Annotated in this window: 9 protein-coding genes; all 9 read right to left on the bottom strand. The window is 30.1% G+C overall.

Going from position 1 to position 12,495, the window contains the following annotated elements; all coding sequences use genetic code 11:
* Nucleotides 1-88 precede the first annotated feature (88 nt).
* Nucleotides 89-2,911, bottom strand: coding sequence for an excinuclease ABC subunit UvrA (uvrA, locus tag I4V16_RS07125; protein ID WP_195966610.1), 2,823 nt, complete (start codon nucleotides 2,909-2,911; stop codon nucleotides 89-91).
* A 207-nt stretch (nucleotides 2,912-3,118) separates the two neighbouring features.
* Nucleotides 3,119-4,480, bottom strand: coding sequence for a WG repeat-containing protein (locus I4V16_RS07120; RefSeq protein WP_099329308.1), 1,362 nt, complete (start codon nucleotides 4,478-4,480; stop codon nucleotides 3,119-3,121).
* Between the two features lie 27 nt (nucleotides 4,481-4,507).
* Nucleotides 4,508-6,469: an excinuclease ABC subunit UvrB gene (gene uvrB / locus I4V16_RS07115; RefSeq protein ID WP_049180050.1), complete on the bottom strand. Its 1,962-nt coding sequence runs from the start codon at nucleotides 6,467-6,469 to the stop codon at nucleotides 4,508-4,510.
* Nucleotides 6,470-6,788: 319 nt separating this feature from the next.
* Nucleotides 6,789-8,081, bottom strand: a complete 1,293-nt coding sequence (locus I4V16_RS07110) for a PDZ domain-containing protein (RefSeq protein WP_049180051.1) — start codon at nucleotides 8,079-8,081, stop codon at nucleotides 6,789-6,791.
* Nucleotides 8,082-8,095: 14 nt separating this feature from the next.
* Nucleotides 8,096-9,298, bottom strand: a complete 1,203-nt coding sequence (locus tag I4V16_RS07105; RefSeq protein WP_242979716.1) for a S41 family peptidase — start codon at nucleotides 9,296-9,298, stop codon at nucleotides 8,096-8,098.
* Between the two features lie 96 nt (nucleotides 9,299-9,394).
* Nucleotides 9,395-10,285, bottom strand: coding sequence for a permease-like cell division protein FtsX (ftsX, locus tag I4V16_RS07100; protein WP_049180055.1), 891 nt, complete (start codon nucleotides 10,283-10,285; stop codon nucleotides 9,395-9,397).
* On the bottom strand, nucleotides 10,275-10,961 hold the full coding sequence (gene ftsE, locus I4V16_RS07095) for a cell division ATP-binding protein FtsE (protein ID WP_049180056.1): 687 nt from the start codon (nucleotides 10,959-10,961) through the stop codon (nucleotides 10,275-10,277). Before ftsE ends, ftsX begins: the two co-directional genes overlap by 11 nt.
* A 163-nt stretch (nucleotides 10,962-11,124) precedes the next feature.
* Nucleotides 11,125-11,979 carry a YitT family protein gene (locus I4V16_RS07090; protein WP_049180057.1) on the bottom strand — a complete coding sequence of 285 codons (855 nt, stop codon included), beginning with the start codon at nucleotides 11,977-11,979 and terminating at the stop codon, nucleotides 11,125-11,127.
* Nucleotides 11,980-12,093: 114 nt separating this feature from the next.
* Nucleotides 12,094-12,495 (bottom strand): transketolase C-terminal domain-containing protein (locus I4V16_RS07085; RefSeq protein WP_279325770.1); only part of this gene is annotated, 402 nt, incomplete at its 5' end.

The raw sequence follows: 12,495 nt of genomic DNA, 5'->3' as shown, positions 1-12,495 counted from the left end.
CTCGAAAACTTTTCATATATAAGTAGATTATACAACAAAAGTTATATAAAACCATAATATTTATACTTAACTAAGAATAATTTAAGATTTATATCATCCTCTTTAGATATTTACCTGTATAGGATTCTTCACACTTAGCAACCTTTTCTGGAGTACCTTGAACAATTAAAGTACCTCCCTTATCTCCACCCTCTGGTCCTAAATCAATAATATAATCTGCACACTTAATCATATCTAAATTATGTTCTATAACCACAACTGTATTGCCTGCATCTACTAATCTTTGTAATATTTCAACTAATCGGCTTACATCATCTATATGTAAACCTGTTGTAGGTTCATCTAGTATATATAATGTTTTTCCTGTACTTCTTTTAGATAACTCATATGCTAACTTTATTCTTTGTGCTTCTCCTCCAGATAATTGGGTAGATGGTTGACCCAATCTTACATACCCTAGTCCTACATCATATAATGTTTGTAACTTATTCTTTATCCTTGGTAAATTTTCAAAAAACTCTAATCCTTCTTCTACTGTCATATTTAATATATCATCAATATTCTTACCTTTATATTTTACTTCTAAAGTTTCTCTATTATACCTCTTACCTTTACATACTTCACAAGGAACATATACATCTGATAAGAATTGCATTTCTATTTTTATTATTCCGTCACCTGAACAAGCTTCACATCTTCCCCCTTTTACATTGAAAGAAAATCTACCAGGCTTATACCCTCTCATTTTTGCTTCAGTCGTATTAGCAAACAATTCTCTTATTATATCAAAAGTTCCTGTATATGTAGCAGGGTTTGACCTTGGAGTCCTTCCTATAGGGCTTTGGTCTATATCAATAATTTTATCAATATTTTCATATCCCATAATTTCCTTATGTGAGCCTACTGGATTTTTACTTCTGTTTATAATCTTATTTAATCCTTTATATAAGATTTCATTAACCAATGTGCTCTTCCCTGATCCAGAAACCCCTGTAATCATTGTTAAAGTTCCTAAAGGTATTGAAACATTTATATTTTTCAGATTATTTTCTTTTGCTCCCTTAATTGTAATCTTATTGCCATTTCCTTTTCTTCTTACCTTAGGAACATCTATCTTTTTCTTCCCACTCAAATATTGACCAGTAATTGATTTTTCATTATTTACTATCTCATCAAATGTTCCAGTTGCAACAATTTCTCCACCATGTTCACCAGCTCTTGGTCCAATATCTACAATGTAATCTGCTTCTCTCATTGTATCTTCATCATGTTCTACAACTATAACAGTATTACCTACATCCCTTAAGTTTTTCAATGTAGCTATTAATTTATCATTATCTCTTTGATGAAGTCCTATACTTGGTTCATCTAAAATATAAAGAACCCCCATTAAAGATGACCCTATTTGTGTTGCTAGTCTAATTCTTTGTGATTCTCCTCCTGATAAGGTCCCTGAATTTCTTGATAAATTTAAATAATCTAATCCTACATCTATTAGGAAATTTAATCTACTTCTTATTTCCTTTAATATTTGCTCACTAATGATTCTATTTTTCTCTGAGAATTCTATGCCATCTAAAAACTCTAATTCTTCTCTAATTGGCATACTTGTAAATTCATAAATATTTTTCCCACCAATCTTAACGGATAAAGCTTCTCTCTTCAATCTTGCTCCACTACACTTTGGGCAATGATTGTCACTCATATATTGTTCTATTTCATTTTTCATCATATCTGAACTTGTTTCACTATATCTCTTAGTTAAGTTATTGATTTCTCCTGGATATGAATAATTATATTCAGCAGTAACCCCTTCCTTTGTATAAGTAACATTAAGTTTCTTCCCCTTAGTACCATAAAGAATTACATCTACTATTTCCTTAGGTAAATCTTTTATTGGAGTATTAAGTGAAAAATCATATTCCTTACTTAAAGCTTGAAGTATTGCATAAGTCCATGAATCATCTTTTAATCTTCCAACTCCCCAACTTGAAATTGCTCCCTCCATAAGACTTAAACTTTTATCTGGTATTACTAAGTCAGGATCTATTTCATATAGAGTTCCTAATCCATCACAATAATCACATTTACCAAATGGTGAATTAAAAGAAAATAGTCTAGGGGCTAGTTCATCTATACTTATCCCACAATCAGGACAAGCAAATTTTTCACTAAATAATATATCATTATCTCCTATAACACTTACAAGTGCTAATCCTTCTCCTAGCTTTAAGGCTGTTTCTAAAGAATCTGTAAGCCTACCTTCTATTCCATCCTTTATAATTATTCTATCCACTACTGCTTCTATATTATGCTTTACATTCTTCTCTAACTTTATTTCATCTTCTGATAAATCGTATATTTCTCCATCTATTCTTGCTCTGACAAAACCATTTTTCTTTATTGTTTCTATTACTTTTTCATGGTTTCCTTTTCTACCTCTTATAAGTGGAGATAATATTAAAATCTTAGTTCTATCCCCAAGAGACATTACCTTATCAACAATTTGATCAACAGATTGTTGACTTATCTCTTTACCGCACTTTGGACAATATGGTGTCCCAACTCTTGCATATAATAACCTTAGGTAATCATATATTTCTGTTATTGTACCAACTGTTGATCTAGGATTCTTACTTGTAGTCTTTTGATCTATTGATATAGCTGGAGATAATCCTTCAATATAATCAACATCAGGCTTATTCATCTGACCTAAGAATTGTCTTGCATAAGCAGATAGTGACTCTACATATCTTCTTTGCCCCTCTGCATATAAAGTATCAAAAGCCAAAGATGATTTCCCAGAACCTGATAATCCTGTAAATACAACTAGCTTATCTCTTGGAATTTCTAAATCAACATTTTTTAGATTATGTACTCTAGCTCCCTTAATGACTATTTTATCTATCATACTCTTGTCCCCTCTTCATTTTATATCTATATTTTATCCATATTAAACTTAATCAATCTTCGAACATAAGTTCCTATTATTGTATTTTAAACTTTATATTTATTCTTGTCAATTATTGAGAAGAATATGAAAAAAACATAATAAAATCATTTCTCTAAGCTATTTATACATAAAAAAAATGCCATGACATCTGTCATGGCATTAATGCTACTTTGCAATTTTACCCTGTATATTTATAGTAACATTCTCATCTTTATCGTTTCTCAATATTAATACATTTTCTTCATAATTAATAGTATATAAATCTGTATTATTAATATAATATCTATCATTTAATTCCAATAATAACTTTCCACTTTGTGAATATACTTTCGTATTGGTATTATCACTTTTAGACAGTATTATAAAATTCCCATAAAACTGAACTGTTACTCCATTTAAATCTTCAATTTTATTCCCCATCTTATCTACTAAATATTCATGTTCATTGATACTTAATACATTTATTTCTCCATGCCACTCATTTACATTGGTATATCCTAATTCAGTATAATTAGATATTATATTTCCTTTATTATCAATACAGACTATTTCATACTTACTTCCATTATATATCTCCCCATAACCTATTCCATTGATAACCTCATTAATAAAATCAACTTCTGCTTCAAAAATTAAATTTCCTTCATAATCCATAAAGCCACATTTATTATTTCCACTACGGAATATTACTCCATCCTTCTGAATTCTCATAATATCAATTACATCAATAGGTAAGTCTACATTTTCACCTGTACTATCAATCAAATAAGAATTTTTCTCATCACTACACAAGAAGTATTTATTATCATAAGAGCTTATATACTCAAATCCACTATTAATTATTTTTTTACCATTTCTCCCTATAAGATAGTAGTTATCACTGTCTTTAACAATTGCTACGCCATTTATAAAGTTTTCACAATATTCATATTTTGCTTTCACCAATATATTTCCTCTAGTATCCATATATCCATACTTACCATTCTTCTCAAAAGCAGCTATTCCATCAACAAACTCATAGACATATATATCTTCATCTATTTCACATAACTTTCTTCCATCATAATCAATTAAAATGTCTTTATCATCTTCTTCAACTATAGCTGCTCCACCACAAAACGGTGTAGCATAGTAATAAGCATTATCAAATATGTAATCTCCATCTTTTGAAATATACCTATATTTATTATCCTCTTCTACTAAGCCTATACCTTCACTGAAAGCTGTAGCATTTTCAAATTTAGGTTCTATAACTACATTCATATTTTCATCTACATAGCCCCACTTTTTATTCTCTGCCTGGTATGGATAATATTTAACATCCTCATACTTTAAGGTTATCTCTTCAACCTCCACATATACATCTTCCTCTTCTTTAGAGAACCAACTTAATATTCCACTAAAATCAGGTGATGATATGTTACTATCCTTTATCAACTTAACTCCTATTGTAGCAAATACCCCTATTATAGAAATTATTAATGCTACAATAATAGAAAAACCTATAATTTCATTTTTCCTTTTCAAAATCCCCTTATCCCCTTTACCACATTACTATTTTTTTAATTTCTCTATCATATCCCTTAATTGAGCAGCTCTTTCAAATTGTAAGCTCTTAGCTGCATCCATCATCTCTTCTGTATACTTTTTAATAAGCTTTTCTTTTTCTTTTTTACTCATTTTTTCTTCTGCTTTATATTCAACTGTTTCTTCTGCAACTTTTGTAGCCTCTATTACATCTCTTACTTCCTTTAATATTGTCTTTGGCGTTATTCCATGTTCCTCATTATACTGTTCTTGTATTTCTCTTCTTCTATTAGTTTCCTTTATAGCTCTATCCATAGATCTAGTAATATTATCTGCATACATTATTACCTTACTTTCAGAATTTCTAGCTGCTCTTCCTATTGTTTGTATCAATGATGTTTCAGATCTTAAAAACCCTTCTTTGTCAGCATCTAAGATAGCTACTAATGCTACTTCTGGAATATCTAACCCTTCTCTTAAAAGATTTATACCTACTAAAACATCATATTCACCTAACCTTAGTTCTCTTATTATTTTCATTCTTTCTATTGTTTCAATATCAGAATGCATGTATGTTGTTTTTACGCCTAATTCTGTTAGATACTTAGTTAAATCTTCTGCCATCCTCTTAGTTAAAGTAGTTATTAAAGTTCTAAATCCCTTTTCTGTAGTCTTCTTAATTTCTCCATACAAATCATCAATCTGACCTTTTATTGGCCTTATAATTATTTCAGGATCTATTAATCCTGTTGGTCTAATTATTTGTTCTGCTATAACTGATGAATTATCTAATTCATATTGGCTTGGTGTGGCACTTACATAAACAACTTGATTTATTTTCTTTTCAAATTCCGGAAATTGAAGAGGTCTATTATCATATGCACAAGGTAATCTAAATCCATAATCCACTAATGTATTTTTTCTAGATCTATCTCCCGCATACATTGCTCTTACTTGAGGTAAAGTTACATGACTTTCATCAATAAACATTAGATAGTCATCTGGGAAATAATCTAGTAATGTTTTAGGTGGAGTACCAGGATCCCTTGAATCTAAGATTCTCGAATAATTTTCTATTCCACTACAATACCCCATTTCCCTCATCATTTCTATATCAAAATTTGTTCTTTGTCTTAATCTTTGTGCTTCCAATAATTTATCTTGAGCATTCAATTCTCTTAATCTTTCTTCAAGCTCATCCTCTATTCTACTAATTGCTTTTTCTAATGTTTCCTGTGAAGTAGCAAAGTGTGATGCAGGGAATATAGCAACATGATCCCTATCACCAAGTATATTTCCTGTGAGAACATCAAATTCACGTATTCTATCAATTTCTTCACCAAAAAATTCTACTCTTATTCCTTTATTAGAAGAGGAAGCTGGAATTATATCTAAAGAATCCCCTCTAACTCTAAATGTTCCTCTCTTAAAATCTATATCATTTCTTTCATACTGTATATCTATTAATCTTCTTACTATTTCATCCCTATCTTTTTCCATTCCTGTTCTTAAACTTACAGTTAGTTTCTTGTATTCATCAGGATTACCAAGTCCATAAATACAGGATACTGAGGCAACTATAATTACATCTCTTCTCTCAAATAAAGCAGATGTGGCAGAATGCCTTAACTTATCTATTTCATCATTAATTGACGCATCTTTCTCTATAAATGTATCTGTTTGAGGAACATAAGCTTCTGGTTGATAGTAATCATAATATGATACAAAATATTCAACTATGTTATCAGGAAAGAATTCTTTAAATTCTGAACATAGTTGAGCAGCCAAAGTCTTATTATGAGCCAGTATTATTGTAGGTCTTTGAAGTCTTTCAATAATATTTGCCATAGTAAAAGTTTTACCCGATCCTGTTACCCCTAATAATGTTTGCCCTCTATGATTTTCTTTTAATGATTCTACTAATGTGTCTATTGCTTGAGGTTGGTCACCGGTTGGTTTAAATTTCGAATGTATTTTAAAACTATTCATCATTAATCTCCTATCTCGAACTTATATTCGTATTACTATTTTACTTTTTTTGTATATTATAGTCAATAATATGAGTAATTAAAGTTCTTTTTATTCAAAAAAAGTGGAATAGATATTTATTTTGCTTGTTCCGTCACAAGCTCCAAGTCACAGAAAAATAAATATCTATTCCCCTCCTGCTTAAGGCAAGGAAATTATAAAATTATTATCCTTGACTTTATATTTTTTAATATGAAATTGTAATACCCACTTTGATTTATAGCTAATTAAAACTTTATACTTTCCTAGACGTTAAAAAAGGATATAAAATGAATTTATATCACTTTATATCCTTTCTCTTTTCTTTTATTTTCTCTAATACTTCAGAGAATTTCTTATCCTCAAAAGCCACTACTTTATCACTTTGCACTACTTTAGGTACTAAAACAGCACCTAAGTTTTTATTTCTTTGTGGTTTTAATGTAATTTCTTTTCCATTGCCATCCATATCTAAAATTTTTACATTTATATCATATATACTATTTCTGACCATCTTATATATTTCCGTTACATCATCTATACTCTGGTCATTAAGAGATACAATTTTATCTCCAACTCGTATACCAGCCTCATAGGCTATGGAATAAGGAACTACTTCTAATACAGATATACCATCTTCATCACTAACAAATATAGCTTCTCTTTTTTCTTCCATTTTCTTTTGTAACATTAGCATTCCTTCATGAGCTAAAGGAGCAAAAATTAACACTACAACTTCTCCAACTAATCCAAACCTAGCCAACTGAGATACAAGTGTTAGAATTATTCCATATATTAATATAGCAATTCCAGAGGAAAGAGCTTTCTTTTTTTTCTTCTGCGTAAAGGTAACAGAAGAATACCCTAAAACTCCAAAAAACGGAATTAATCCTAATATCATTGTATTTATAACATTTAATATGTCATTTGTCCTAAGTACGGGCCACCAACTTGGTGTGGATATACTTTCTGTTCCTGCTGTTGATCCCATAGATGTAGCTGCATATGCAATAAATATAGCTACAGGTAATACCCAATATCTATTTAAAGCATATCCACCTGAAATCCTGCCTCCTTTATTCGAAAAAACAGGAATGGCACCTTTTTCTCCATCTAGCATTACTAAAATAGACTCTACTATATGAAGAACTCCAACAAAAGCTATTAATGACATTATATCTATTCTTAATATTTCTGTTCCATCAGTAGTTATTATATTAAAATAAGTAAAAATTAAACTTACTAATCCAAGAATAGATGCAGAGTAAGAAAAACATACAAATCTTGGTTTTATAAACATTAACAATATAGAAATCATAAATAAAAGTTCTATTCCAGAATTCTCTTTAAAAACAATTCCTAAATGACTTAATATTAAACTAGCTATGACACCCGCCAAAATTCCCAAAACTATTTGAGATAAAGTAAGCTCTAAAGCAGAGTTTACTTTATCTCCTATAATCATCTGCTGCATAGCAGTTACTTTCTTATTCTTCATATAAAACATTACACCTAAAAGAATTAATATTAACATTAATGAGGGCTCAACTATAACATATGCCACCGATCTTAATGTATACATAATTAGATTCATAAGTTTTGCTCCTCCTAATTTATCATGTCTTTTATTACTTCAATGCCCTTTTGTAATTGAGGATCCGTATCTTTATTATATTCTTTATTAACATCTTCTTCAGTTAACTTAACTTCATAATCAGGTATAATTCCTTTTTTATTTATATCTTCTCCCTTTGGAGTGTAATATTTAGAAACAGTTACTTTTAATCCACCTATGCCACTTTTAAGCTCAAAAGGAAGTTGAACTACTCCTTTTCCAAATGTAGTGGTTCCAACAGTTACAGCTGCATTATAGTCCTTTAAAGCACCTGTAACAACTTCAGATGCACTTGCTGTACCTCCGTCTGTTAATATTACAAGAGGCAATCCTAGTGCAACCCCTCCCTCAGATTTACTTATTTCTTTACTTCCGTATTTATCAATTCTATAAGTAATAACTTCATCCTTAGGAACAAATTGTGATGCAATATTTATTGCTTCTACTAAGTATCCTCCACCGTTTCCTCTAAGATCTAATATTAACCCTTTCATTCCTTTTCCTTTAAGTTCTTCTAAAGCATTAACAAAATCAACTGAAACATCTTTATTGAAAGTAGAAAGATTAATATATCCTATATTATTTCCTAACATTTCGTTTTTTACAGAAACAGTCTTTATAGTTTCCCTAGTTACATTAAACTCTAACTCTGTATCTTTTCTTCCTACTATAATATTTACTTGAGAATTTTCAGCTCCTGTTATTAGTGCAACGGCTTTACTTTGGTCATTTCCAACCTCTTCACCATCAACTTTAAGAATTACATCTCCACCTTTAATTCCTACTTTTTCAGCAGGGCCTCCAGAAATAGTTGAATCAACAACCACTTTGTCATCCTCAAGCTTTACATATACTCCAATCCCTTTAAACTCTCCTGAATTGGATTGCATAAACCTATCATACTCTTCTTTATTCATAAACACTGTATATGGATCATTAAGGGAACTTGTCATTCCCTTAATAGCTCCATCAACTAGCTTTTCTTGATCTATATCTCCAACATACAGTTTCTCTAAATCTTCTTTTACTTCATATAAGCCTTTAAATTGTTCTACATCATCTGCATATTTTAATAAAGTTCCATACTTATCACTATCTTTGCCTATGACTATTCCATATCTAGTAATATAATTTCCCACAAAAAATGCTACTAATATTGATAATATAATCGCCAATGGTTTTATAATTTTTTTCATTTTATTATTTTTACTAGACTGGTACATCTAAACAACTTCCTTTCAATTCCAAAATACCTTTTCCCATAGTAAATATTTTATTCTTAATATTTATATTTATACTACCAAGAATTTCCTTAGCGCTATGTAACTTGCAACTCCACCGACAGCAATTCCTCCTAAAGCAAACTGCCATGATAACATTGTTAACACATATGTAGGATTAATTAAACTAACCATAAGTATATTATTTGCAATGATACCAACACCAAATCTATATATAAAGTATACTCCTATTACAGAGAATATTGCACCTAATAATCCAATAACCATTCCTTCAATTATAAATGGCCATCTTATAAACCAGTCTGTAGCACCTACAAATTTCATTATTCCAACTTCTCTTCTTCTTGAATAAACTGTTAACTTTGTAGTATTCATAATTAAGAATATTGATACTCCTATCAAAATTATAAATAATACTATACCAACAACTCTTACCACCTTAACAATACCATGTATTTGATTTATAACATCTTGTTGATTTCCTATACTCTCAACACCTGGAAGATCCTGAACTGCTTCACTTATAGCTTCTGCATAACTAGGGTCTGTAAGTCTTACTATATAAGAAGCTGGTAATGGGTTATTTTTTAGTGTATATCCTTCTAATAAACCTGGGGTATCTTTCATCATATCTTCGAAATTTTTTAAAGCTTGTTCTCTTGACTCATATTCTATTTCTTTAACGCCATCTTGTTCTCTTAACTTTACTTCTATTTCTCTTTGGTCAATCAACTTTACATCATCTAATAAGTAAACTTTTAACTCTATCTTCGACTCTACTCCACCTATTGCCAAATTAGCATTTTGGGCTACTAAAGTAAAAATTCCTAATACTGAGAAAGTAATTAAGACAGTAATAACTGAAGCAAGACTTATAGTTTTATTTCTTCTTAAACTTTTAAATGCATCACTAATAAAATAGTTAACTGTATTAATTTTCATCTTCGTACATACCTCTCTTTTCATCTCTTGCTATTTCTCCACCTTCAATAGCAATAACTCTCTTTTTCATAGTATCAACTATATCCTTAGCGTGAGTAGCCATTAATATTGTAGTTCCAGCCTTATTTATATCATCTAATAAGTCCATTATTTCCTTTGCAGTTTCTGGATCAAGGTTTCCAGTAGGTTCATCTGCAATTAATAATGATGGATTATTTACTATAGCTCTTGCTAATGAAACTCTTTGTTGTTCTCCTCCTGAAAGTTCATTTGGGAACATCTTATACTTATGAGAAAGCCCTACAAGAGATAATACCATTGGTACTCTTCTTCTAATTTCTTTTGGTGTGGCTTCAACAACTTTCATAGCAAAGGCTACATTCTCATATACATTTAGATTGGGAATTAATCTAAAGTCTTGGAATACCATTCCTATCTTTCTTCTAAAGTATGGTATATCATTTCTTGCTAACTTTGAAAGATCTGTATTATTAACCACTACCTTTCCTGATGTAGGTTCAATTTCTTTTAATATCATTTTTATAAAAGTTGATTTACCAGCTCCAGATGGTCCAACCAAGAAAACAAATTCCCCTGATTCAATATTTATGCTAACATCTGAAAGAGCTTTTACATTATTATTATAAAGTTTTGAAACATTCTTAAATTCAATCATTCTAACACTCCTTAGTATATTAAGATATTTTTCGTTAAAATACCTGTCCATCTTACAATGCTATTATAGCATATACCTATGGTAGGATACATTATTCCCCTATATTCCTTTATTATATATTTTTTTTTACATTAATAAAATAGAAATATGATTTTATTTGTCATTAAATTTCTTCCATATCCTTGAATCCTTCTCCTAAAACTTCATGAGATGCCCTAACTGTTATAAACGCTTTAGGATCTATGTCCTTAATAAACATCTTTAACTTTATAAAATCTGATCTTGATAATACAGAATATATAACCTTAAGTTCTTGGCCAGTATAAGCCCCCTCACCCTTTAAATAAGTACATCCTCTATATAGCTCTTCCAATATAAATTTGCTAATTTCCTCTACTTTATCACTCATTATCATAACTTCTTTACTGGCATTAAATCCATCTATAAAATTATCTACTGCTATCCCAAGGATTATAACACTAAGCATAGAGTAAAACCCTATATCTAAGCCAAAAGTTACTGCAGCGCCAAAAGTTATTAATATATCTACTATTAACAAGCTAGTGCCTATATTTAAATGGAAAAATTTATTTAATATTTTTGCTAATATATCTGTTCCTCCTGTGGAAGAATTATTGTTAAAAACTATTGCCATACCAAAAGCAGATATAATAGTTCCGAATATAGTTGCAATAATTAAATCCTGTGTTATTGCATATGGTGAAAAATATTCTTCTATTATCCACATAATTACTGATAGTCCTAAGCTTGCATATATGGTTTTGCCACCAAAATTCCCGCCTATAACCATAAATGCTACAGCAAAGAGAACTACATTTACTATCAAAGTTATAGTTCCCACACTTATTACTGGTATATAGTTGTTGACTACTATTGCTAAACCGGTCACACCACCAGCTGCAAGATTATTAGGCGCAAAAAAGTATTCTACAGAAATAGCTACAAGTATTATTCCTAATGTTATTAAACCGTACTCCCTAAGTAATTTTTTACTCATATTATTCTCCTCCAACTATAATTACTAATATAATTATAATTCCTCTGACAGATTAATAATATCCCTATATAACAAAAAGAACACCTTCCAGTGTTCTTTTTATTATATACTAATCTATTTTTTTAATTCCAAAGCTTTTTTTACTTTATTAACTATATCATTTGAAGTTAATCCGTACTTTTCTAATAATTCATTTGGTTTTCCACTTTCCCCAAATGTATCCTTAACACCAACTCTTAAAACAGGTACTGGACAATTTTCTGAAACAACTTCTGCTACTGCTGATCCTAAGCCACCTATTACGCTATGCTCTTCAGCTGTTACTATAACTCCAGTTTCCTTTGCAGCTTTTATTATTAATTCTTCATCTATTGGCTTAATAGTATGTATGTTAATAACTCTTGCATTTATTCCCTCTTTAGCTAATTCTTCCTTCGCCTCTAATGCAGCTTCAACCATTATTCCTGTTGCTATTATTGCTACATCATTTCCTTCAGCTAAAGTTATTCCCTTACC

The organism is Clostridium sp. 1001283B150210_160208_E6, from assembly GCF_015669365.1.
GTDB classification, from domain to species: Bacteria; Bacillota; Clostridia; order Clostridiales; family Clostridiaceae; genus Clostridium; species Clostridium paraputrificum.
This window is presented reverse-complemented; position numbering and strand designations above follow the sequence as displayed.

Bases quoted from the DNA above. Each gene is read 5' to 3' on its own strand.
- ftsE (WP_049180056.1), bottom strand. From the start codon at position 10,961: ATGATTGAATTTAAGAATGTTTCAAAACTTTATAATAATAATGTAAAA.
- I4V16_RS07105 (WP_242979716.1), bottom strand. From the start codon at position 9,298: ATGAAAAAAATTATAAAACCATTGGCGATTATATTATCAATATTAGTA.
- I4V16_RS07110 (WP_049180051.1), bottom strand. From the start codon at position 8,081: ATGAATCTAATTATGTATACATTAAGATCGGTGGCATATGTTATAGTT.
- ftsX (WP_049180055.1), bottom strand. From the start codon at position 10,285: ATGAAAATTAATACAGTTAACTATTTTATTAGTGATGCATTTAAAAGT.
- uvrB (WP_049180050.1), bottom strand. From the start codon at position 6,469: ATGAATAGTTTTAAAATACATTCGAAATTTAAACCAACCGGTGACCAA.
- I4V16_RS07090 (WP_049180057.1), bottom strand. From the start codon at position 11,979: ATGAGTAAAAAATTACTTAGGGAGTACGGTTTAATAACATTAGGAATA.
- uvrA (WP_195966610.1), bottom strand. From the start codon at position 2,911: ATGATAGATAAAATAGTCATTAAGGGAGCTAGAGTACATAATCTAAAA.